The organism is Arthrobacter sp. zg-Y769, from assembly GCF_020907405.1.
Taxonomy (GTDB): Bacteria; Actinomycetota; Actinomycetes; order Actinomycetales; family Micrococcaceae; genus Arthrobacter_B.
The window spans coordinates 34485-57036 of record NZ_JAJJOE010000010.1; the positions used below are offsets into that span (position 1 = coordinate 34485).

The following is a 22552-nucleotide window of genomic DNA, read 5'->3' on the forward strand; positions in this document are numbered from 1 at the left end:
GTCAGTGATGCAGCAAAATCAACCAAGCTACGAACCGGAAGACACGAACAACATGGCAATGACAGAAGAACAAGCAGCATGGTTCGCGCAGACCTTTGAGCGGCTCACCGTAAACGTGGGCGAAGCGGTGCTGGGCAAGACGGAGGTGGTCCGCCTGGTGCTGACCGCCATGCTCGCCGAGGGGCATGTGCTGCTCGAGGACGCGCCGGGTACCGGCAAGACGATGCTGGCCCGTTCCCTCGCGGCCACCGTGCAGGGCTCGAACTCCCGCATCCAGTTCACCCCGGACCTGCTGCCCTCCGACGTCACCGGCATCACCATCTATGACCAGAAGCAGCAGCTGTTCGAATTCCACCGCGGGCCCATCTTCGCGAACATTGTGCTCGCGGATGAGATCAACCGGGCCTCACCCAAGACGCAGTCCGCGTTGCTGGAAGTGATGGAGGAATCCCGGGTCACGGTGGACGGCGAAACGTACACGCAGGACCGTCCGTTCATGGTCATCGCCACACAGAACCCGATCGAGCAGGCGGGTACCTACCGGCTTCCGGAAGCCCAGCTGGACCGCTTCCTGATCAAGACCTCCATCGGCTACCCGGACCACGAGGCGACGCTGGAACTGCTCTCGGGTTCCTCCACCCGGGACCGGTCCGCAGCCCTCACCCCGGTGATCACGACGGCGGCCGTCCGGGACATGGCGGAACTGGGCACCACCGTGCATGTGGAGCCGGCCGTGCTCGAATACATCTCACACCTGGTTTCGGCCACCCGTACGGCGGCCGAAACCCGGCTGGGCGTCAGCGTCCGCGGCGCCCTGGCCATGGTCCGCGTTGCCAAAATCCGGGCCGCCTCCGAGGGGCGCAACTACGTCCTGCCCGACGACGTCAAGGCGCTGGCGCCGGCGGTCTGGACCCACCGGCTGGTGATGGACCCTGAAGCCGAGTTTGCCGGGGCCAGTCCCGAAGCAGTGCTGCTGTCAGTACTCGCCGATGTAGCTGCTCCCCAGCAGCGGGCGCAGGCACAGGCGTAGGACCATGCCAAAGTTTCCCGGGCGTACCGGCCGGCGGAGCCGGCGCGCCGCTGTTCGCCTGCGCCGTCGCCTGCTGAGGGTACGCGGCACCGTCACGCGCTCCGCTTACTGGCGGGCCGCAGCCCCGAAACTGGCACCTGCAGCCCGGCGCCTGGCGCCGGTCCTCACCCGGACCGGTGCCGCACTGCGATCGGCCGGACGCCGGGTGCGCTCCGCTGCGGCCGCGGTCAGCCCCCTCGGCTGGCTGGCCGCGGTGCTGACGCTCGTCCTCTGGCTGCTGGGCGCCGTGTTCCACTGGCAGGAGGCACTGGTGGCCGCCGTCGGTTCCGGCGTCCTGCTAGTCCTGGGCACGGCTTTCGTAGTGGGACGGCTGTCCTACGAGGTGGCTCTGGACCTCGCGCGCACCCGGGTAGCCGTGGGTGACGCTGCCGTAGGCAGCCTGAGCATCACCAGCACGGCGGCGCGTCCGCTGCTGCCCGTGACCTTCGAACTCCCCGTGGGCGGCGGCGTCGCCGCATTCGACCTGCCCCGGATGCGTCCGGGCCAGTCACATGAGGAACTTTTCAGCATTCCCACGCGCCGCCGTGCCGTGATTGTGGTGGGACCGGTGGAATCCGTGCGCCAGGATCCGCTGCGGCTCATGGGCCGGCGGCTTCTCTGGGCGGACCCGGTGGACCTGTACGTGCACCCGCGGACGGTTTCCCTCAGCGGTTCCACCACCGGTTTCATCAGGGACCTGGAGGGGGAACCCACCACTGACCTGTCCAGTTCCGATGTTGCCTTCCACGCACTGCGCGCCTATGTTCCCGGCGACGACCGCAGGCACATCCACTGGAAGACAACCGCCCGGACGGGCACGCTCATGGTCCGCCAGTTCGAAGAGACCCGCCGCTCCCACGTGGCGGTCGCCCTGTCCCTGAGCAGCAGCGAGTACGCCTCCGAGGAGGACCTGGAGCTGGCGGTCTCGGTTGCGGGTTCCCTTGGGGTCCAGGCCTTCCGTGAACAGCTCGCCCTGTCCGTGCTGACACAGGACGGGCCGGTGCGCTGCTCCACCTCGGGCACGATGCTGGACGGCCTGACCGAGGCGGAGGGACGGAGCCGCACCTCCGGGATCGTCGACCTGGCCCGGACCACCGCCGACGCGGTGCCCAACGCCTCCGTGGTGTTCCTGGTTACCGGCACCGAACCCAACGGTGCCGCCCTGCGGTCCGCATCCATGAAGGTTCCGCCCGGGATCCGCTGCATTGCCCTGCGCTGCGGTACGGGGATGGAACCGGCCCTGGCAGCCATCGGCGATCTGGCCGTGCTGGACATCGGTGACCTTGACAGCCTTCCCGGCGTACTGCGGAAGGCGGTCGCGTGAAAACGGATTCAACCGGTACGGGAACAGCTGCCCTGCTGCCCCGGCTGGGGGACTGGGCGCTGCTCACCGCGGTGCTGGCACTTGGGGTGCTGGGATTCGGTCCCACCTTCGGCTGGGATCCGCGGTTCCTGGTGGCCGGAGCAGGGGGCATCCTGCTGGGCCTGGGCCTGGCCGAACTGTCCGCCCGGTTCCGCTGGGGATTCTGGGCCACAGTCGGCGCGGCTGTCGGCAGCTATGTGCTTTTGGGCAGTGCATTCGCGGCGCCGCTGGAAGCCATTGCCGGCGTCGTTCCCTCTTTCGCATCCGTCCGCGTGCTGGTCCTGGGCGTGGTTTTCGCCTGGAAGGACCTGCTGACCATCGCCCCGCCCGTTGGCCTGGCGGCGGGCATGCTGGTGGTGCCTTTCCTGCTTGCCCTGATCGGCGGGCTGGTGTCCGGCCTGCTGGCGTGGCGGGTCCGACGGCCCTACTGGGTACTGGCTCCCGTGGTTGTTGTGTTTACCGCGGGCATTGCCCTGGGTACGGACGAAGCACCGCTTCCCGGCATCCGCGGCGCCCTGCTCATTGCCCTCCTGATGCCCTGGCTGGCCTATCGGCGTGAGCTGGGCCGGGGCGCCGTGGAAACCATTAGCCTGCAAAGCGCGGCTCCTGCTGAGGAGGACACCTCGCGGCGGAGCCTCCGCCACGCCCCCGGGCAGCCGTCCGCGGCAGCCCGTGCGGCCCGGGCCCGGCGCCTGGGCTTCGGTGCGGCCGTGCTGGCCGCAGCGATGGCGGCTTCCCTGGGCGTGTCTCCGCTGCTGACCCAGGGTGCCGAACGCCGGGTGCTGCGCGACGTCGTCGAGCCGCCCGTGGACCTCTTCGACTATCCCAGCCCGCTCACGGATTTCCGCCGATACGTCAAGGACGAAGCGGACACCACGCTGTTTACCGTGGAAGGACTGCCCAAGGGCCAGCGCATCCGCCTGGCCGCACTCGACGCCTACGACGGTGTGGTCTACACCGTTGATCCGGGCAGCGACGGGAACTTCACCCGGGTGGGCGACGCCCGCTCGGACCTGGCGGAGGGCTCCGGCGAGGGCACCAGTGCGACTTTGAAAATCACCGTTGGTGAGTACGCCGGGGTCTGGGTTCCGGCCGGCGGGAAGGCAACGGGGTTCAAGGTGTCGGGTGACCGAGCGGCGGACCTGGCTGCCGGCCTCTACTACAGCGAGGCTTCCGGTACGGCACTGACGGTCGCCCAGCTGCAGTCCGGGGATACCTATGAGGCCAGCGTCCTGTTCCCGGAAGAGCCCGACGACGCGCAGTTGTCCAAATACCGGTTCTCCAGCAACCAGCTGCCCCGCATCTACAACGATCCGCCGGTCCTCGGATCCAAGGCGGCCGACTATGTCGGCGACGAGGAACGCCCGGTCCAGCGTGCGCGCCGCCTGCAGCAGATCCTTGCCTCCGAAGGCTTTTTCAGCAACGGCAAGGAAGGCGAGACGCCGTCGCTGCCCGGGCACGGCTCCGCGCGCATGACCCGCCTGCTGGACGCGGACCAGATGGTGGGCGACGACGAGCAGTATGCCGTTGCCATGGCGCTGATGGCACGCAAGCTCGGCATTCCGGCACGTGTGGTCATGGGCTTTTATCCGAACTGGGACGAAGTGAAGGATCCGTCCGCACCCCTGGAAATCACCGGCGATGACGTGCATGCGTGGGTGGAAGTGGAGTTTGAGACCGTGGGCTGGGTGCCGTTCTTCCCCACTCCGGATGAAGACAACGAACCCGTGCCCCCGCAGCAGCAGCCCAAGTCCACGCCGAAGCCCCAGGTCCTGCAGCCGCCGCCTCCGCCGCAGGAACCGGCCGAGCTGCCGCCGGACACCAACGCGGACGCCAAGGAGCCCGAAGAGCAGAAAGACGATTTCTGGGCGGCGTTCCGGTACTGGCTGCGGATCATCGCGCTGGCCTCGCTGCCGCTCGTGGTCCTGCTGGGACCGCTGTTGCTGGTACTGCTTATTAAGGTTCGACGCCGGCGCCTGCGGCGGCGGACCGGCACTCCCTCCCGACGGGTCGGGGGCGCCTGGAAGGAGGTCGTGAGCCTGGCAACCGACCTCGGCAGCCGTCCGAGCGGCAACGCTACCCGTCGGGAACACGCAGAGCTGCTGCAGCGCGGCTTCCCTGCCGCGGCGGACTCAACCGTGCTTCTGGCGCAGCGGGCGGACGCCGGGATTTTCGGCCCCGGCGAACCTACCGAAGCCGAAGTTCAGGAGTACTGGAAGCAGGTCGAGGAGCATCTGGGCAGGCTTGCCGGCTCCGTCGGTTTCTGGCGGCGCCAGCGGGCCCGCTATTCCCCGCGCTCGCTGCTGCTCGACGCACAGATGCGGACCCGCCGCCGTACGCCGGGCCGACGGGTGCTGCCGTCGGTTAGGGTATGGAAGAGAACTCGTAAGCCAGATCACTTTAGTGAACCTTCCGGATAGGGCGTGAATGAACTCCGACGAAACTGCATCTCCGGATACTGATCTGCATGCCGTGTTCGGCTATGCCTCGGACCGTGGACTCCGCCGCGAGCTGAATGAGGACTCGCTGATCGCAGCAGACCCGATCTTTGCCATAGCCGACGGCATGGGGGGACACGAGGCGGGGGAGGTGGCGAGCAGCATCTGCGTCCGCACCCTCGGGGACTCTCCGATAGTCGGAAAGCACCTGCCTGAGTTCTCCGCCGATCAGCTGGAGGCCCTGGTGAGGGAAGCGGACCACCGTATCCGCGAAGCGACCGGTGGACGGGCGGGCACCACCCTGACCGGCGCCGTCCTCGTCAGGGAAGGGGGAAACCCCTACTGGCTGGTGTTCAACGTGGGCGATTCACGCACCTACCGGTTGAGCCACGGTGTGCTGGAACAGATCACCGTGGACCACAGCGAGGTCCAGGAACTGGTGGACCTGGGGCAGATCACCCCCGATGAGGCCCTGGTGCATCCGCGCCGCCACGTCGTCACCCGTGCCCTAGGCACCGGTAACGACGCCGAGGCGGATTTCTGGCTGATTCCGGTGGAACCCGGCGACCGGTTGATGGTCTGCTCCGACGGGCTTACCGGCGAGGTGGCGGACGGACACATCCTGCAGATCCTCACTTCGGTCAGCAACCCGCAGGATGCCTGTGCCGCACTGGTCCAGGCTGCACTGCGCTCGGGCGGGCGGGACAACATTACCGTTTTGGTCATTGATGCCGAGGGCGGACCGGACGGTCATGAATCCGCGGCCATCACCCTGCCCGGAACCGCCCAGGCAGAGCAGTCCACCACCCCGCGTCCCGCAGCCGGGTCAGACTGATGGACGGACTGCGCTACCGCCCGGGCACCTGGATCTGCCTTGTCCATGATTCGGTCCTGTGCCTGCTGCCTCCGGATACCGGGGAGGAACGGGTGCGGGAGATCTGGTCCCTGCTGGGGACTGCGCCGGCACTGGACCGCGTTTTTACGGCCGTGTCCGGCGGACTGTCCGGCAGCCTGGCCGACATGCCCTTCTTCGGGGTGCTTTCCCTGGGGGACCGGATGCATGTCCTCCTGCGCGGTCCGTTGGAACTGCAGCAGGCAGGGAAGGATGAACCGGCGGCGTCGGGCGAATTCGTCACCACCTGGAGCGAGCGGGTCCTGCCCGCCGGCGGTTCCTACTGCCTGACCGTCACGGCTTCCGGTGCGGCTGCCGTAAGTTCCACGGATAGCCTGCGTTTGCCGCTCGAACGCGGTGTCGTACTGGTGTCGGAGCTGGAATTCGGTCCGGTAGAGGACGGCGGCCGGACAGCGCCTGCCCGGCAGATGGAGTCCCGGCCTGCCCCGGCGGCGTTGCCGACCCAGTCCCTGCCTGCGGCCGCGCCCCTGCCTGCTCCGGTGTTGCCGACTCAGCCCCGTCCGGCCGAGCCCGAGCCTGCTCCGGTGCTCCCTGCTGCGCCGGAGGACACCCCTGCCGCTCCCGCCGAACCGGACACCGAGTCCCAGGACACGGTGAAACCCGGCGAGCATCCGGTTTCCGCACAGGCACAGGCACAGGAACCGGACCTGAGCGAGACCGTGCGCCCGCTGGAAGAGTCACTTGTCCCCACCCTCCAGCCCGTTGAAGCCGCCGTTCCCCCCGCTCCGCCAGCGGCCGCGGCACCCAATGCGCTGATCGATTCGGTGCCGTGGCTGCGCGGCAATGAGGCAGCGCCGGTCGAGGCCACGCGCGTGCAGCCTGTCCCTGCTCCGGCCCGGGTACCGGCACCCGCCCCCGCCCCGGCCCCGGCAGCCCCGGCACCGGCGGTTGCCCCCGACCAGGCTCAGGAGGACCTGGACCACGACGGTGACACCATCATGAGCAGCGACCTGCCCAGGACCGAACCTGTCCCTGCCGCGGACAGCCGCTCAAACACAGCCCCCACCGTGCTGGCACGCATCTGCGCCGGAGGCCATGCCAACCCGCCGACGCGCTCGGTGTGCGCACAATGCGGAGGGCCCCTGGGCGAAGAGCCGCAGCCGGTCCACCGGCCGCCCCTGGGCCGGGTGGTCTTTTCCACCGGGCAGGTGGAGACCCTGGATCGGAACATCGTCGTCGGCCGCCAGCCGTCGGTGGCCAGGACGCAGGGCTCGGACATGCCGCGGATGGTGCAGGTACCCAGCAGCGGGGGAGATATCTCCCGCTCCCATGCCGAGATCCGGCTCGAGGGCTGGCATGTGATGCTCCGCGACCTGTTCTCCACGAACGGCACGGTGCTGGTCCGCAACGGGCAGCTGCCGCACCGGCTTGGCCAGGGCGAAGGGGTAATCGTGCTCGACGGCGATACCGCCGAACTCGGCGATGATGTGTGGATCCGGTTCGAGGGACTGGCATGACGAAGCGTGCTCCGGCGCCGCCGCCGGAGATAGCCGGCTACCGCTATCTCCGGCACCTGGGTTCGGGCGGCTTTGCCGATGTCTATCTCTACGAACAGGACCACCCCCGCCGCCGGGTAGCCGTCAAGGTGCTGCTCTCGGACCTGCGGACGGACAGCGCCAGGCGCAGCTTCGAGGCCGAAGCGAACCTGATGGCGCAGCTGTCCTCACACCCGTACATCGTCACTATCTACGAAGCGGACATCACCGACGACGGGCACTCCTACCTGGCAATGGAGTACTGCTCCCGTCCCAGCCTGGACATCCGGTACCGCCAGGGCGGCCTGCCGCTGGCTGAGGTACTCACCGTCGGCATCCAGGTGGCCTCCGCCGTGGAAACCGCCCACCGTGCCGGCATCGCCCACCGGGATATTAAACCGGCCAACATCCTCACCACCGACTACAACCGTCCCGCACTGACGGACTTCGGCATCTCCGGTACCACCGACGCCGCCGAGGACGAGGATCTGGGGCTGTCCATTCCCTGGTCCCCGCCCGAGGCGCTGACCGGCGGACGGGCGGATGGAATCCGGATTGATGTGTGGGCCCTCGGCGCCACCCTGTACACCCTGTTGGCCGCGCGCTCGCCGTTTGTCCTGCCCGGGCAGGGCAACACCCAGCGCGAACTAATCGACCGGATCGTCAGCCAGCCGCTGCGGCCCACCGGCCGCGCCGACGTGCCGGAATCCCTGGAACTGGTCCTGGCCACCGCGATGGCCAAGGCCCCCGAGTCGCGCTTCTCGTCGGCCTACGCCTTCGGGCTGGCGCTCCAGCGGATCCAGGGCGAGCTGAACCTGGCCAATACACCCTTTGAAGTGCTGCAGGAAGCGGACTCCACCGAGGACCGCGGCGAGGACGAGGACCGCACCCGCATCCGGCGCGTGGTCTCCATTGATCCCCACACTGCAGCTGCACCGCCGCGTCGGGCACCCCTGCAGCGCCCGACGCCGTCTGACCCCGGCCGTTCCGCTTCTGCACGCGCGGCTGCCCCCGGGGTTCCGCCGGATACCGCCGCAGGCAAGGCCGCTGCCGGTGGCGAGACCCACGAGGGAACGGTAATGCGGTCGGGCCTTGCCGCGGCGGAGCCGGGCGCGGGAACAGCCGCGGGTCCGGAAGCCTTCAGCTGGCCGGAACCGCCTCGCCGCCGGGGAAGGACGGCCCTGCGCATCGGCGCGGTTGCAGCGGCAGCGGCAGCCGTGGGTATTGTCGCCGCCGCACTGCTGCTGCCGGAGGCGGAGCCGAAGAGCGTCCTGCCCACGCCGTCACGGTCCGCGCAGGACGCCCTGGCAGGATCTGAAGGGGTAGTGCTTCCACCCGAATCGCTGGCAGCCACTGCTTCGGAAGGCTCAGTGGTGTTCACCTGGGACAACCCGGAGCCGGCGGACGGGGACATCTATTTGTGGCGGACGGTCAGTGCCACTGCCAAGGGTGAACTGGTCCGTTCGGCCGAGGCCAAGGCCCAGGTCCCGGCGTCGGGCAGTGAGGCCTGTATTGAAGTGCAGGTGGCGCGGGTGAACGGAAAAGCATCCGCACCGGTTGCGTTCTGCGCGCCGCAGTGAGAACCGGCGGGTACACATGGACAATAGGGGCGGAACGGCGCCATGGGGGAGCCGTACGGAAAGCCGGGCAACCGGACTAGGGGGAGACGCGTGGGGGAGCTTGCCATAGAGTACTGCGGCGAATGGTATGAGCCGCAGGAGCCTGCCGTTTTCAGCATCGGCAGGGAGGGTGACCTCGCTATCGATGACAATCCCTACCTGCACCGCAAGTTCCTCAGCATCGCGAAGGACAGCGGGATCTGGTGGCTGACCAATATCGGCAGCCGGATCTCCGCCACCATTGCCGACTCGGGCGGCGGCATGCAGGCCTGGCTGGCGCCCGGAGCCCGGCTGCCGGTTGTGTTTGAACAGACCCGGGTGATCTTCAGCGCCGGTTCCACTACCTACGAGTTCGACGTCCACCTGACAACCCCTACCTTTCGGCAGGATCCCCTCAACGCCGCTGAAGGCGGGGAAACCACCATCGGTCCCGTGCTGTTCACCGAGTCCCAGAAGGCGGTGATGGTGGCGCTCGCCGAGCCGCTGCTGCGCCGCGACGGCACCGGCTACAGTGCTCTGCCTACCTCCGCGGAGGCGGCACAGCGGCTGGGCTGGTCCCAGACCCGGTTCAACCGGAAGCTGGATAACGTGTGCGAAAAGCTGGACCGGGTGGGCGTGGCTGGACTGCGCGGAGCCGAGGGTAAACCGGCGTCGAACCGCCGGGCACGGCTGGTGGAGCACGCCGTGACGTCACAGCTCGTTACCTCGGCTGACCTGGCGTTGCTGGACCGCCCCGCGGATCCTCCGGCGGGCACCGCACCGGCCGGCGAAACCGAGCACCGTCAGCCCGCCGGAGCGGCACCGCCCGGGACCCGTACCATGACCACCGGAACGACAAGGAACACCTAGATGGCGCCCAGCCCGAACCTCGTCAACGCCACGGCTCCCCAGCGCCTGGCCGCCAAGGCATTGGACGCGCTGCCGTCCGGTGCCCTGCTGCTTGCCTCAACACTGCTGTTTTCGCTGGCCGGCGGGGAAGATGCCCGGGTCCTGGGCCTGGTTACGGGAGTGGTCCTGGCCGGCGGATATGCGCTCTGGCTCTGGATCTGGGAAGCGGGATCCGGCAAGACACCGGGCAACCTGGCCCTGGGCATCCGGACCACAGGCGACGACGGCACCGCCCCGGGACTGGTCGCTGTGCTGCTGCGCAACGTCATCCTGGGTCTGTCCGGCGTCGTGGTGGTAGGGCCCGTGATCCTGCTGGTTTCCAACCTGTGGGACAAGAACCACCAGCGGCAGGGCTGGCATGACAAGGTTGCCCGCACCCTGGTGGTGGACGTACGCGCAGGCCGGGATCCCATCCTGACCGGCGGGATCCGGGCCGGGCTCGATGCCTCCGGGGCTGCTTCTGCCGCCCAGCCTGCGACGGCGTCTGCCGTCCCCGGTGCGGGCCAGGTTACTGCGGTGCCGGGCTTCCCCCCTTCCGTCGCCCCGCAGGTTGTTTCCCAGCCGTTCCAGACCGTGCCGGCCGCCCCCGCTGCTCCGGCCCCGGCTGCTCCCGCCCCCGCTGCTCCGTCCCCGGCCGCCGCGGCGCCCGTGATGGTAGCCGCACCCCTGCCCGCTGCCCCGGCCGCTGTGGTTCCACAGCATGCCGACGACGAGCTGGAAATGACCCGCGTGGCGTCCCGGCGGCGCGCAGCGGGACTGCGGCTGCAGTTCGACGACGGCGCGGCCGTCGTTGTGACCGGCACGGCACTGCTGGGACGCAATCCCACCCCGAAGCCCCAGGAAACCGCCGGCCAGCTGCTCGATTTCGCGGACATGGGCCGCACGGTCTCCAAGACCCATCTGCATCTGCAGGCAGACCCGAAGGGCGTCTGGGTGACGGACCGCAATTCAACCAACGGCAGCGCCGTCGTTACCGCCCAGGGGCTGCGCGAGGAACTTGAGCCGTTGCGCCCGGTCCTCGCGCCCATAGGAAGCACGGTCTTTTTCGGCGACCGCAGCTTCACTGTGGCCTCGGCCTAGCCGCCAACCGGAACCGCAGCCGTGCGTCCGGCCCTTAGGCCGGACGCACGGACTTACAGCGGCGCTCCTCCCACCAGCACGTCGCTGGCCGTCTCGTTCCAGAACAGCTGCAGGGTCTGCACGGGCCGTCCCGGCTGGACCAGCTGCGCCCGTCCCGGGGGCAACGCCCTGGCCCGCACACCGTTGATGAGCGTGCCTTCACCCCGGTCGCCGGAGAGAATCAGAGCCGCGGCACCGGAATCGCGCAGCGCCGTGAAGAAGGACTCGTACATGCCCCGGCTCGCGCCGCGTACCCGGCGGGAAAGCACCGCGTGCAGCCCGATCTCCGGGGCCAGCGGCAGGAACGGCGTCAGCCTGCTCAGGGGCGAGGAACCTCCGGCCGTCAACACGTCGTAGTCATCGATCACCAGGACCACCCGGGGCAGTGCGGCGACCTCTTCGGGGGTGGCGCTGATCCGCTTCTGCAGCTCGCCTGCGACGGCGGATGCCAGCTGTTCGGCCAGGGCGGCACTGGTGGCGTACCCGCCCAGGTAATCGTCCGGCACTTCCTCCGCGAGGGTGCGGCGCGGATCGAAAACCGCGAACACAATGTCCTCGGCCCGGTGTTGTTCGGCCAGACGGCGGATCACCGAGCGCATGGCATTGGTCTTGCCTGCGCCGTCGTCGCCCATGATCACCAGGTGCCGTTCCTTGTTGTGCAGGTCCAGCAGTTCGGTGCCCAGGTCCGTTTCGCGCTGGCCCAGGGGCACCGTGGCCGGAGCCGCCGGCGTCGGCGCCGTTGCAGCGTCCACCACCGCCGGCAGCACGCGAACCTGCATGGCACGTTCGTCGGTGGAGGCGGAGACCGCGTCCACCAGGTCCCGCATCCCGGTGTTGGCGGTATCCGGGTCTGCCTCGGAATCGATGCGCGGGAGGGCGAAATGCCCCTGCAGCTTCCGGTCCGTCAGCGCCCGGCCGGGTGTTCCGGTGCTGACGGCCTCGGCCAGTTTCCGTCCGTGCGCGGACTCGCCGGGATCGGACAGCCGCAGTTCGATCCGGTTACCGAAGAAGCTTTGCTGGGCAATGCGGATTTCGTTCATCCGGGAGCAGGTCACCACCACATGGATGCCGTAGCCGCCGCCCCGGCTGATCAGGGCATGCACGGACTTTTCAATCTCTTCGAACTCGTCCGAGAGCTGCCCGTAGCCGTCCAGCACCATCACGATATCCGCGCTGGGCAGTTCCGGGATGCCGCCCTGCGCGCACAGCCGGCGCAGGGTGGGCAGCGAATCAATCTGGTACTTCTCGAAGATCCGTTCGCGCTGGGACAGCATGGCGAGGATTTCGTCCACGGTCCGCCGGACCACCTCACGGTTGGTGCGGACCGCCACACCGCCCACGTGGGGGAGCCCCTCGAGCGGAACCAGGCCGCTGCCGAGGAGGTCGATGGCGTAGACGCCCACCTCGGCCGGGGTGTGGGTCAGGGACAGGCTGGCGACGAGCGTGCGCAGCGCGGTGCTCTTGCCGGTCTGCGGCCCGCCGACAATTGCGGCATTGCCGCCGTTGGCAGCCAGATCGAGTTCCCAGATACCCTGCCACTGCTTCGCCGGATCGTCCAGCAGCCCTACGGGGATCTTCAGGCCGCCGCCCGTGGCCAGGCGGATGCCGTGGCTGGTGGCGTCCAGGCCGCCCGCGGCGGTGTCCAGGGCAATGCCTCCGGGCAGCGGCGGCAGCCAGATGGGTTCGACGGCGCGGGGGAACTTCGCCAGCGTGTCCATCAGGGTGGAGAGCACCGTGGGACCGGTGGTCCGCTTCGAGCCGGAGGTGGACGCCGGTTTGGCCGGGTCCGGTTGGGCGGCGTCTTCAAGGGTGGCGGCATACCGCGGCACCGGCAGGACTGCCGGGCGGCCGTCGTCGTCGGTCTGCGGCTCGTCCTCTTCTTCGAGCTCAAGGGGGCCGGAAACATACCCGGACTTGAACCGGGTGTACGTGGTGGTGTCCACCTTCAGGTAGCCGAATCCGGGGACCGGCGGAAGGTGGAAGGCATCGGGGGTGTCCAGCACGGTGCGGGACTCGGCTTCGGAGAGCGTCCGCAGTCCGATCCGGTAGGACAGATAGGTGTCCAGGCCGCGAAGCTTGCCGCCCTCAATGCGCTGGCTGGAGAGCAGCAGGTGCACGCCAATGGACCGGCCGATGCGGCCGATGGAGAGGAAGAGCTCGATGAAGTCCGGGCGTGCGGTCAGCAGTTCGCCGAATTCGTCGATGATCACGACCAGATGCGGCAGCGGCGCCAGGTCTTTGCCCTGGGCCAGCAGTTCCTGCCGGTGCAGCTGGTAGTCGGTGATGTTGGCGAGGTTGCCGGCCTCCTTGAGTACTTCCTGCCGGCGTTGGATTTCTCCGGAGAGGCTGGCATAGACGCGTTCGATCAGGCTGACGTCGTCGGAGAGGTTCGTGATGACGCCGGTGACCTGGGGCGCGTTGGCGAAGGGGGCAAAGGTGGCGCCGCCCTTGTAATCCACCAGCACCATGGCCAGGACTTCGGGGGAGTGCGTGGCCAGCAGGCCGACGACGAGGCTGCGCAGCATTTCGGACTTGCCCGAACCGGTGGCGCCCACGCACAACCCATGCGGGCCGTGCCCGAACTGGGCGGATTCCTTCAGGTCCAGCAGGGCCGGCCGGCCGCGGTCGTCGGGACCCAGCGGAACCCGCAGGAAGTCAACCTCCCCGCGCGGCTTCCACAGCCGGCGGATGTCGGCTTCATCCAGCCGGCGGGACAGGCCCAGCATCTCCAGGAACCCTTCGGAGTTTTCGGAGGAATCGTGTTCCAGCGAATCCGGGGAGAGCCGCAGCGGGGCCAGGGTGCGGGCCAGGGACTGGGCGAGCGGGACGGGCAGCCGGTCCAGCATGCCGGCCTCCACCACGGGCTCCACGGGATCGGTCCGGTAGTTTTCCACCCGGAAGCCCTCGCCGTCCTCGCTGATGCGGATGGCTACTTCGCCGGGCTCCTGCCGGCGTTCCTGTACCAGGAACAGCGTGGTGATCCCCAGGGCGCCGGGGGCGGACTGCTTATCCGGGACCGGCAGCTCCACCGGCAGCTCGCCGTAGGAATCGGCCACCACGAGCAGGCGGGGCAGGGCTGTTCCCACGCCTCCGCGCAGGAAGTTCTTCCTCGACTCCGCGGCCAGACTGGAGCGGCCGTGAAGGTCATCGGCCAGGAGATCCGACAGTGCGCCCATGGACGGGGCAAGCCGCCGCACGGGGCCGGTGCGGTGGGTGCTTTTCTGATCTGCCAGGTGCGGCAGCCAGGTGGCCCACTCCCAGTTTTCCCGTTCCGCCTCGGGCACTGCCAGTGCCAGGTGAAGGTCCTCCGGGGAATGGAAGGCGGCACCCTGGACCAGCAGCAGGCGGCTGACCCGCAGCACGAACTCCCTTGAGCCGACAATGCTGACGTTTCCCGCGCAGTCCAGCGGTACGGTCAGCGGCAGCTCGGGGCTGGATTCGTAACGCCTCTTGAGGATCTCCAGTTCCGTTGTCATGAAGGTGTCACTCTGCATCACCGCGGAGCCGGAGTTCATGATCTGCACTTCACGGTTCTGCCGGGGGCCGGTGCCGATGCGTACGTCCAGGAAGTCCTCGTTGTGGCGGCGGCGCTCCCAGATGCGGCGCGTGTTGCGGATGATGTCGAACAGCGCGTCCGGCGGCGGGCTGGCAACCCGGGCCACCCGTACCGCAGCGTGCTCCTCGGCGCGGAGCGTGGTGCGGCAGCGCTCGAGGTATTCGAGGTAGTTTTCCCGCTGGTCCTTGCGCTGGCGGCCCTGCTTGCCGCGCTGGCTGAGCATCATCACGACGGAGGCCAGGATGGTCACCACCATGGCCAGCGCGCCGACGGCGGCCAGCGGCGAGCCGCGGAAGAGCATCATGACCGTCATGGAGATGCCGGCGCCGAGCAGGGGAACCAGCGACATCATGTTCATGCCGCCCTTGCCCTGTTCCATCTGCGGCGGAGCATCCATGGTGAACGGTTCCAAGCCGCGTGCCGGCGCAGTGGTACGGGCAGGCCGGTGGAGGATCCGGACGCTCATGCCGATGCCCTTGCCAGGACGCCGGCTGCGAGGGCAGCTGCCTCAAGCCGGGTTCGGCGGGCCAGCAGGCCCAGGCTGATTTCCACTCCGGCCGCGAGGTGCCGGTCATAACCCAGTCCGACGGCGTCGATGCCCATGCGCGTCAGCCGGCGGGCCTCGGCGTCGGCCCGGAACGGTCCGTCCGGCAGTGTCTGGACCACCACCACCAGCAGCGGCACGGATGCCAGGCCCGGATCCCGGCGCCAGGCCGCCGCGTAAAGACCGGCGTCTTCAAGGCCTGCCACGGAGGCGGGGGTGGCGAAGACGGCCAGGTGGGACTGGGACAGCGCCCAGCGCGTGCCGGTGTGGTCCAGTCCGGTGCCGCAGTCCAGCACGGTGATGGGGCAATACCGGGAGATGGCGAGGGACAGCGCACTGGCGGCGGCAGTTGCGGCACCTTCGGCGCTGCGGCGCCCCGCAGCCGGCCGGTCACCGGCGCTGCGGCGTCCGGTGACCAGCAGGTTCCCCCGGCCGGCGGGTGCCAGCAACGCGGAGAGGTCCGCCAGCGACATCGGCGGGCGGCGGGCCATCTCGGCGGCGGCGGCATCCAGGGAGGAAGCGTCCGGGACCCCGGTGCGCAGGGCCAGCGTGCCGCCGGAGGGGGCGTTGTCCAGGACCGTGACGGCATCGGTGCGCATGGAGGAGTAGACCAGTCCGAGCAGGGCCGCCAGCGTGGTTTTCCCGGCGCCGCCGCGGGAGCCGACGACGGCGATGCGCCGGCCGGTGGCGACCGGTGCCTGCGCGCCGGCGGCGGCCTCCGCCAGCCGTAGCGGATAGTCATCGCCGCGGAAGAGGTTTCCCGCCGAACTGACTGTCCGGCGGAGCACGCCTTCAGCGGGCCGGGTCCGCAGGGTCCGGCGGAGGCGTTGGGGGGTCGATTCAAAGCCGTCTGCGGTGGCGGTACCGGGGGCACCGTAGGGCAGCGGTTCGGCATTCACGGGTGAGCTCATGGGTGTAGTCCTCATCAGAAGCTGCCCAGCAGCTGGGCGTAGATACCGAACAATCCGATAACCAGGGGTATGGACGCCAGGATGGCGAAGGTTTCCAGGCGCTTGGACAGCAGCCGCAGGCGGGCTTCGGCATGGTCCGGCAGACGCAGGGTCAGGCTGACGGCGATGGAGGCAGCCAGGACCAGCACCGCCAGGCCCACCGCCCAGGGCACGGCGGAGAAAAAGTGCAGGGACGCCCCGGTGAGGGCGGTCAGCCCCACGCCGGACGCAGCGTAAAGCGAAAGCCGTTCGGCGGCCAAGGGGAAGGACCGCGCGCGCAGGAAGACCGCCAGGGTCAGGGCGAACAGCAGCGGCAGCGTCCATTTCTGCTGGGCCGTGTCGGCGCCGAGCTGCCAAAGGCCCAGCGCAATGGACACGGCCGTGAGGATCGCACCCAGGGTGAGGCCCCGATGGGCGCCGGCCACGGCCTCAAGCGCATCCGTTCTGCTGATGGTTCCGCCCGTGGCGCGCTGGTCGTCCAGGGCCGCCAGGCCGGACGCGGACAGGGCCAGCTTCGGGAGCAGCCCCAGCAGCAGCACGCTCGACACGGCGGCCAGTGCCGCCGTCCGGGCGGGATCCTCGGAAATCATTCCGGCCGCCGCCCAGATGGCAGTGGCCAGGGCCAGAGTGCCTGCACCGGTGAAGAGTGCCCGCGGGTTGGCGGCGCTCAGTCCCATGCCCACCAGGGTCAGCACGGACAGGCACGCCAGCAACAGCAGGGTCGCTTCCGGGGCCAGGTCGCTGCGCAGCAGTGCGCCCAGGCCCAGCAGCCAGCCGGTACCCTGCAGCGCCGGTCCGATGGCGGAGGTGCGCGGCGGCCGGGCCAGGGCCGTTCCGGCAGTAAGGAGGATGAGGGAAGCGGAGAGCAGCAGCCACCAGGCGTCGTCCGGGGCCGTCGAGCCCAGCAGGATCTCTGCACCGGCCCACAGCCCGACGGCGGCGGAGAATCCCGCGGTCAGATCCCGGAACCTGTCCGTCCAGCGGCCCGAGACGGCCTCGGTCTCACCGACCACCAGGTCCGTGACGTCATAGACGACGGCGGCCGGCGGCGCCTCGGAGGCGTTGCAGAGCAGCAGCGAGGACCCGTCGGCTATGTCCGCACTGCTCAGCGTGCTCTCGGCCTCCAGCTCCGTGCCGTCGGGTCCCACCAGCACCTTGGCGGCTACGTCGTCCGACGGCGGGTCGTTCAGCATCTCCAGCACCTGGGGCATCAGTGCCCCGACGGGCTGGTCAGAGGGCAGCAGGAGGTCCAGGTGTCGCCGGGAGCCAATCAGCGTTACTCGGGTGAAGGCATGGGCCATGGCGGCTAGGATCCTGTCTGCATTGAAAAGGGAACGTTGTACCGGCCGGCGGCGGTGCCGGCGTCGTAATCCGGATCGCGGTGATCGGCAGGGCGGTAGGCGGCCGAGTTCTGCTGCCGGCGCTGCTCTTCCTGCTTCTGCCGGTTCTCTTCCAGCAGGTTGCTCACAAAGGAATAGCCGACGCATACAGCCGCGATAACCGCTGCGGCCGCCACGCTGAACAGGAACAGGCGCACGCTGTCCATCCAGCGCCGTTCGTTCGGGTTTTCCCCGTACAGCAGTGCGCCGAGCAGTCGGTTCCGGCGCACGGTCACGGATTCGATCAGCTGATTGTCATAGTCGCTCGCCAAAATAAGTCCCCCCACCACTTGGACAAGTACCGACATATCCTTACACGATCCTGCTGAGCTCTGCGTCACACGCGCCGGAGCCGCACCGCCGAAGCTGTGGCGTACGTTGTGGATGCCGGGCTGCGGATGCTAAAGCTTGAGTAATTAACAACCGCATCTGCGCCAATATGAAGGAGCCGCAATGAGCACCAACCCGGATATGGAAGAACGCCTGCTGAGCGATTGGAGCAGGCGCCTGACCCAGGCCCTGCAGATCCTGGACCTGGAAGTGGACCACAAGATGCTCGTTGAGCTGGGCGAGAAGTCGGCACAGAGCGTTTCGGGCAACGCCGGCGTGATCAGCGCGTTCGTGGTCGGCTACGCAGCCGGACTCACCACCACCAGCGGGCGGAAGGGTGCGGACGAGGCCGTCCAGAAGGCCGCGGATACTGCCTTCCAGCTGGCCGAGACCGGCCTGGAAGGGCCGGACACCCCGGGCTGGAAGGGCTCTGCCCAGTAAGCCGTACGGGCAGCAGCCGGACGCACGAAAGGCCAGGACCTAAGTCCTGGCCTTTCGTGCGTCCAGCCTCCGGCGCCTAGGCGGAGGCGGGGGTGCGGCGCATCTTGTCCTCGGGCCCGCTGGCCGGCTGCGCGGCCGGCTCCACCCGGACCACCACGGCCTTGGAGACCGGGGTGTTGCTGCCCTCGGCTACGTGGTCCATCGGTACCAGCACGTTGGCCTCGGGGTAGTAGGCGGCAACGCAGCCCTTGGGGGTGGGATAGGAAACCACCCGGAAGTTACGCACCACCCGCTCGACGCCGTCCTTGTAGACACCGTGGATATCGATCTGCTGGCCGTCCGCCAGACCGAGTTCCTCAATATCCCCGGAGTTCATAAACAGGATGTGGCGGCCGCCCTTGATACCGCGGTACCGGTCATTGTGCCCGTAAATGGTGGTGTTCCACTGATCGTGGGAGCGCAGGCTCTGCAGCAGCAGCGTGCCTTCGGGACGCTCAACAGCTTCCAGGTCGTTGACCGTCAGGATGGCCTTGCCGGTGGGCGTGTTGAAGGTCCGCGAATCGCGGGGACCGTTGGGCAGCACGAAACCGCCGTCATGGCGGATCCGTTCGTTGTAGTTCTCGCAGCCCACAACCACCCGCGAAATGTGGTCCCGGATGAGGTCATAATCCTTCTCATAGCCGGCCCAGTCTGCGTCGATCCGGTCGCCGATCACCAGGGCACCGAGCCGCGCGATGACGGCGGGTTCGGAGAGCAGGTTCTTCGACACAGGTTCCACGCCGCCGTGCGAGGCATGGACCACGCAGACGGTGTCCTCCACGGAGACGAATTGGCGGCCGGACTCCTGGTCGTCGAATTCCGTGCGTCCCAGGACCGGAAGGATGAGTGCTTCCTTGCCGGTGACGAGGTGCGAACGGTTCAGCTTGATGGATATCTGCACCGTCATGTCCGTCTTCTCCATGGCAGCCTCGGCGAACTGGGTGTCCGAGATGGCGGAGATCAGGTTGCCGCCCAGCGCCATGAAGAACTTGATGCGTCCGTCATGCATCCGGTAGAACGTTTCGACGGCGTCGGCCCCGTGTTCGCGGGGCGGGTCGAAGTTGAACTCCTTGCCCAGCGAATCGAGGAACGCCGGCGGCATCTGCTCCCAGATACCCATGGTGCGGTCGCCCTGGACGTTGCTGTGCCCGCGGATCGGTGCGGCGCCGGCGCCGGGCTTGCCGATGTTCCCGCGCAGCAGCAGCAGGTTGATGATCTCCTTGATGGTGGCGACACCCTTTTTCTGCTGGGTGATGCCCATGGCCCAAGTGATGATCACCTTTTCCGCGCGCAGGTAGCGGTCGGCCAGCTCGTCGATTTCCTCGACGCGCAGCCCGGTGGCTTCAAGGACTTCGTCGTCGTCAAGGAGCATGATGTGCTCCTTGAGGTCCGCGAGGCCCTCGCAGTGCTTTTCGAGGAAGTCGTGGTCCAGGACGGTTCCCGGATTCTTTTCCTCGGCCTCGAAGACCCGCTTGGAGATGGCCTGGAGCAGGGCCATGTCGCCGCCGAGCCGGATCTGCAGGAACTGGTCGGCCAGTTCCGTGCCCTTGCCGGCGATGCCGCGGGGTTTCTGCGGGTTCTTGTAGCGCTTCAGTCCTGCTTCGGGGAGCGGGTTGACGGCGACGATGTTGCCGCCGTTGCGCTTGCAGTGCTCCAGTGCCGTCAGCATACGCGGATGGTTGGTGCCCGGGTTCTGGCCCATCAGGATGATCAGGTCGGCTTGTTCGAAGTCGTCATAGGCCACCGTGGCCTTACCGATGCCGATGGTCTGGCCCATGCCCCAGCCCGAGGACTCGTGGCACATGTTGGAGCAGTCCGGCAGGTTGTTCGTACCGTAGGCACGGATGAACAACTGGTAGAGGAAAGCGGCCTCGTTGGAGGTACGCCCGCTGGTGTAGAACGCGGCCTCGTCGGGGGAGTCCAGAGCCTTGAGCCGGTCGGCCACAATGCCGAGCGCCTCATCCCAGCTGACGGGACGGTAGTGGTCCTCGCCCTCAGGCTTGTACAGGGGCTCGGTGAGCCGGCCCTGCATGCCCATCCAGTATTCGCTGCGTTCGCGCAGCTCGGTGAGGCTGTGTTCGGCCCAGAACTCCGAGGAAATGACAACCGGCGTGGCTTCCCACGTGACGGCCTTGACGCCTTCCTCGCAGTATTCAAAGGGACTGCGGTCCTTGGGATCGGGCCAGGCACAGCTGGGGCAGTCGAACCCGTGCTTCTGGTTCATCTTGAAAGTAGCCCCCAGGGCACGGGAGAGCCCCATGTTCTCAATGGCCGGTTTCATGGAGTGGTAGACGGCAGGGATGCCGGCTGCCCATTCCTTCGGATGCCCCTTAACCTCTATGTCGCTCTCGTTCACTTCTTTTACGCGGGGTTCTTTCCTGGCCACGCCGCACTTCCCTTCATCGCTTAGCTGCAAGTCTGCCGCGGACGGCAACTGCTTCCCTCGCAGTTTATCTACCAACAGGCCTAACAGTCAGGGCGCACCGCCGCAAGGACCGCGCCGGTCCCTTGCGCCAGCGGGTACCTGAGTGGCAACAGCCGGAGCATCATCCAGCCGCGCTGCCCATGGGTAGTTCTGCCCATGTGTTTTCCTTGACCGGTTTGGATTCTGTGGGTTTGATGGGGGTTACCGGCAAATGGAACGGAATTTATCTTGGGGTGAATTCGTCCGGCTGCTCGGGGGAACAGTTCGGACGAGGGCGCCGAGGGGCGCCGAAAAGGTGGTTTGCCATGAAGTTTGATATGGGTTCTTCGACCCTTGGGACGTTGACGCAGCAGACGAGTTCCTCGAATGAGGATCTGGGTCAGCTGGTGCGGAGCCTGATGGAGGCTGCGGCGCCGCTGGAGGGCAAGTTCAACGGTGCCGGCCGGGTGAAGTTCGACGAGTTCAAGGCACGCACGGATGAGGTTGCCAATGAGCTGAACAGCTCGCTGTCGGCGATCCTGACGGGTCAGTCGGAGATGGACCGGCACTTCCAGGCCGGCGACCAGGAGGCTGCGGACAATGCGGCCCAGCAGCAGGGGTCGGCGTCGTTCGACTCTGCGCGTTTTGGTTCCTCGCGCTAGTTCTTCCTTCCCTTTTCCAGTTCTTCCTTAGTTCGTTGCTTTCCGGCGCGTGGGTGCCGGTGTTGAAAGGATTTGCCATGTCCCAGGATCGTTTGAGCTATGACACTGATACTTCCTCTGCGGTGCAGGGGGATATCCAGTCGATTGTTGCCCGGCTGGAGTCGTTGATCGGTGAGCGTGAGAAGGCCGTGAATGCGGCTATGTCGGATTTCCAGGCTGATGGTGTGTCGGAGGATTACCAGGCGGTGGAGAACCGTTTCCGGAATGCTGCCAATGAGACGCGGAACATTATTGCGTTGGTGAAGCAGACGCTGTCGCAGAATGATGAGACGGCTGCGGGTGCGGGTGCGCGGGCGAAGTCCGCCGTACAGAACATCGGCTAATTACTGAGTACACAAAACAACGGCGCCGGGCTGGATCCGGCGCCGTTGTTGTTTTAATGTGCACGTGTGCATAGCTGCCTTATCGGACCTGAGTCTTGATGGGTAGTTCTGCCCATGTGTTTTCCTTGACCGGTTTGGATTCTGTGGGTTTGATGGGGGTTACCGGCAAATGGAACGGAATTTATCTTGGGGTGAATTCGTCCGGCTGCTCGGGGGAACAGTTCGGACGAGGGCGCCGAGGGGCGCCGAAAAGGTGGTTTGCCATGAAGTTTGATATGGGTTCTTCGACCCTTGGGACGTTGACGCAGCAGACGAGTTCCTCGAATGAGGATCTGGGTCAGCTGGTGCGGAGCCTGATGGAGGCTGCGGCGCCGCTGGAGGGCAAGTTCAACGGTGCCGGCCGGGTGAAGTTCGACGAGTTCAAGGCACGCACGGATGAGGTTGCCAATGAGCTGAACAGCTCGCTGTCGGCGATCCTGACGGGTCAGTCGGAGATGGACCGGCACTTCCAGGCCGGCGACCAGGAGGCTGCGGACAATGCGGCCCAGCAGCAGGGGTCGGCGTCGTTCGACTCTGCGCGTTTTGGTTCCTCGCGCTAGTTCTTCCTTCCCTTTTCCAGTTCTTCCTTAGTTCGTTGCTTTCCGGCGCGTGGGTGCCGGTGTTGAAAGGATTTGCCATGTCCCAGGATCGTTTGAGCTATGACACTGATACTTCCTCTGCGGTGCAGGGGGATATCCAGTCGATTGTTGCCCGGCTGGAGTCGTTGATCGGTGAGCGTGAGAAGGCCGTGAATGCGGCTATGTCGGATTTCCAGGCTGATGGTGTGTCGGAGGATTACCAGGCGGTGGAGAACCGTTTCCGGAATGCTGCCAATGAGACGCGGAACATTATTGCGTTGGTGAAGCAGACGCTGTCGCAGAATGATGAGACGGCTGCGGGTGCGGGTGCGCGGGCGAAGTCCGCCGTACAGAACATCGGCT

At 67.4% G+C, this 22552-nt stretch carries 18 protein-coding genes; 13 read left to right on the plus strand and 5 right to left on the minus strand.

Annotation, left to right across the window (positions count from 1 at the left end):
- Window positions 1-52: 52 nt before the first annotated feature.
- The 8 genes from LOC60_RS10565 (at window position 53) to LOC60_RS10600 (ending at window position 10845) form a co-directional block, all read left to right on the plus strand.
- Complete coding sequence (locus LOC60_RS10565) at window positions 53-1030, plus strand: AAA family ATPase (protein WP_230024983.1); 978 nt, start codon at window positions 53-55, stop codon at window positions 1028-1030.
- 4 nt (window positions 1031-1034) lie between these two features.
- Entirely contained in the window at window positions 1035-2393 is a 1359-nt protein-coding gene (locus LOC60_RS10570) for a DUF58 domain-containing protein (RefSeq protein WP_230024985.1), read from the plus strand.
- Window positions 2390-4852, plus strand: a complete 2463-nt coding sequence (locus tag LOC60_RS10575) for a transglutaminase family protein (RefSeq protein WP_230024987.1) — start codon at window positions 2390-2392, stop codon at window positions 4850-4852. The genes LOC60_RS10570 and LOC60_RS10575 overlap by 4 nt, the downstream gene beginning before the upstream one ends.
- Before the next feature lie 7 nt (window positions 4853-4859).
- A complete protein-coding gene (locus LOC60_RS10580) occupies window positions 4860-5705 on the plus strand; it encodes a PP2C family protein-serine/threonine phosphatase (RefSeq protein ID WP_230024989.1) in 846 nt (281 codons plus the stop codon).
- Window positions 5705-7240: an FHA domain-containing protein gene (locus LOC60_RS10585; RefSeq protein ID WP_230024991.1), complete on the plus strand. Its 1536-nt coding sequence runs from the start codon at window positions 5705-5707 to the stop codon at window positions 7238-7240. The genes LOC60_RS10580 and LOC60_RS10585 overlap by 1 nt, the downstream gene beginning before the upstream one ends.
- Window positions 7237-8838: a serine/threonine-protein kinase gene (locus LOC60_RS10590; RefSeq protein ID WP_230024993.1), complete on the plus strand. Its 1602-nt coding sequence runs from the start codon at window positions 7237-7239 to the stop codon at window positions 8836-8838. The genes LOC60_RS10585 and LOC60_RS10590 overlap by 4 nt, the downstream gene beginning before the upstream one ends.
- A 90-nt stretch (window positions 8839-8928) precedes the next feature.
- Window positions 8929-9726, plus strand: coding sequence for a hypothetical protein (locus tag LOC60_RS10595; RefSeq protein ID WP_230024995.1), 798 nt, complete (start codon window positions 8929-8931; stop codon window positions 9724-9726).
- Window positions 9727-10845 (plus strand): RDD family protein, encoded by a 1119-nt coding sequence (locus LOC60_RS10600; protein WP_230024997.1) that lies wholly within the window; start codon window positions 9727-9729, stop codon window positions 10843-10845.
- A 53-nt stretch (window positions 10846-10898) separates the two neighbouring features.
- On the opposite strand, the gene eccCa is transcribed toward LOC60_RS10600, so the two are convergent.
- Genes eccCa through LOC60_RS10620 form a run of 4 tightly spaced genes read right to left on the minus strand, consistent with a single transcriptional unit; the run spans window position 10899 to window position 17621 of the window.
- Window positions 10899-14906: a type VII secretion protein EccCa gene (gene eccCa / locus LOC60_RS10605; RefSeq protein WP_230024999.1), complete on the minus strand. Its 4008-nt coding sequence runs from the start codon at window positions 14904-14906 to the stop codon at window positions 10899-10901.
- Window positions 14903-15895 carry a hypothetical protein gene (locus LOC60_RS10610; RefSeq protein ID WP_230025001.1) on the minus strand — a complete coding sequence of 331 codons (993 nt, stop codon included), beginning with the start codon at window positions 15893-15895 and terminating at the stop codon, window positions 14903-14905. The genes eccCa and LOC60_RS10610 overlap by 4 nt, the downstream gene beginning before the upstream one ends.
- Window positions 15896-15909: 14 nt before the next feature.
- The gene (gene eccD, locus LOC60_RS10615; protein ID WP_230025003.1) at window positions 15910-17235 is read right to left on the minus strand and encodes a type VII secretion integral membrane protein EccD; all 1326 of its coding nucleotides are present in this window, start codon (window positions 17233-17235) and stop codon (window positions 15910-15912) included.
- Between the two features lie 5 nt (window positions 17236-17240).
- On the minus strand, window positions 17241-17621 hold the full coding sequence (locus LOC60_RS10620; protein WP_230025005.1) for a hypothetical protein: 381 nt from the start codon (window positions 17619-17621) through the stop codon (window positions 17241-17243).
- Between the two features lie 145 nt (window positions 17622-17766).
- Between LOC60_RS10620 and LOC60_RS10625 the strand changes: the two genes are divergently transcribed.
- Window positions 17767-18084, plus strand: coding sequence for a DUF6457 domain-containing protein (locus tag LOC60_RS10625; protein WP_230025007.1), 318 nt, complete (start codon window positions 17767-17769; stop codon window positions 18082-18084).
- A gap of 76 nt (window positions 18085-18160) precedes the next feature.
- Here LOC60_RS10625 and LOC60_RS10630 read toward each other — a convergent pair whose 3' ends face one another.
- On the minus strand, window positions 18161-20509 hold the full coding sequence (locus LOC60_RS10630; RefSeq protein WP_230025009.1) for an FdhF/YdeP family oxidoreductase: 2349 nt from the start codon (window positions 20507-20509) through the stop codon (window positions 18161-18163).
- A 344-nt stretch (window positions 20510-20853) separates the two neighbouring features.
- On the opposite strand from LOC60_RS10630, the gene LOC60_RS10635 reads away from it, so the two are divergent.
- From LOC60_RS10635 to LOC60_RS10650, 4 genes are all read left to right on the plus strand, one after another.
- The gene (locus LOC60_RS10635; protein WP_230025011.1) at window positions 20854-21189 is read left to right on the plus strand and encodes a hypothetical protein; all 336 of its coding nucleotides are present in this window, start codon (window positions 20854-20856) and stop codon (window positions 21187-21189) included.
- Between the two features lie 77 nt (window positions 21190-21266).
- Window positions 21267-21572: a pore-forming ESAT-6 family protein gene (locus tag LOC60_RS10640; RefSeq protein ID WP_227924368.1), complete on the plus strand. Its 306-nt coding sequence runs from the start codon at window positions 21267-21269 to the stop codon at window positions 21570-21572.
- 263 nt (window positions 21573-21835) lie between these two features.
- Window positions 21836-22171, plus strand: a complete 336-nt coding sequence (locus LOC60_RS10645; protein ID WP_230025011.1) for a hypothetical protein — start codon at window positions 21836-21838, stop codon at window positions 22169-22171.
- 77 nt (window positions 22172-22248) lie between these two features.
- Window positions 22249-22552: pore-forming ESAT-6 family protein (locus tag LOC60_RS10650; protein ID WP_227924368.1), on the plus strand; the 304-nt coding region annotated here is incomplete at its 3' end.

What these genes read in the sequence shown, in the direction of transcription:
- LOC60_RS10580 (WP_230024989.1), top strand. Translation starts at nt 4,860, where the DNA reads ATGAACTCCGACGAAACTGCATCTCCGGATACTGATCTGCATGCCGTG.
- LOC60_RS10620 (WP_230025005.1), bottom strand. Translation starts at nt 17,621, where the DNA reads ATGTCGGTACTTGTCCAAGTGGTGGGGGGACTTATTTTGGCGAGCGAC.
- LOC60_RS10585 (WP_230024991.1), top strand. Translation starts at nt 5,705, where the DNA reads ATGGACGGACTGCGCTACCGCCCGGGCACCTGGATCTGCCTTGTCCAT.
- eccCa (WP_230024999.1), bottom strand. Translation starts at nt 14,906, where the DNA reads ATGAGCGTCCGGATCCTCCACCGGCCTGCCCGTACCACTGCGCCGGCA.
- LOC60_RS10640 (WP_227924368.1), top strand. Translation starts at nt 21,267, where the DNA reads ATGTCCCAGGATCGTTTGAGCTATGACACTGATACTTCCTCTGCGGTG.
- LOC60_RS10590 (WP_230024993.1), top strand. Translation starts at nt 7,237, where the DNA reads ATGACGAAGCGTGCTCCGGCGCCGCCGCCGGAGATAGCCGGCTACCGC.
- LOC60_RS10565 (WP_230024983.1), top strand. Translation starts at nt 53, where the DNA reads ATGGCAATGACAGAAGAACAAGCAGCATGGTTCGCGCAGACCTTTGAG.
- LOC60_RS10625 (WP_230025007.1), top strand. Translation starts at nt 17,767, where the DNA reads ATGAGCACCAACCCGGATATGGAAGAACGCCTGCTGAGCGATTGGAGC.
- LOC60_RS10600 (WP_230024997.1), top strand. Translation starts at nt 9,727, where the DNA reads ATGGCGCCCAGCCCGAACCTCGTCAACGCCACGGCTCCCCAGCGCCTG.
- LOC60_RS10635 (WP_230025011.1), top strand. Translation starts at nt 20,854, where the DNA reads ATGAAGTTTGATATGGGTTCTTCGACCCTTGGGACGTTGACGCAGCAG.
- eccD (WP_230025003.1), bottom strand. Translation starts at nt 17,235, where the DNA reads ATGGCCCATGCCTTCACCCGAGTAACGCTGATTGGCTCCCGGCGACAC.
- LOC60_RS10610 (WP_230025001.1), bottom strand. Translation starts at nt 15,895, where the DNA reads ATGAGCTCACCCGTGAATGCCGAACCGCTGCCCTACGGTGCCCCCGGT.
- LOC60_RS10645 (WP_230025011.1), top strand. Translation starts at nt 21,836, where the DNA reads ATGAAGTTTGATATGGGTTCTTCGACCCTTGGGACGTTGACGCAGCAG.
- LOC60_RS10570 (WP_230024985.1), top strand. Translation starts at nt 1,035, where the DNA reads ATGCCAAAGTTTCCCGGGCGTACCGGCCGGCGGAGCCGGCGCGCCGCT.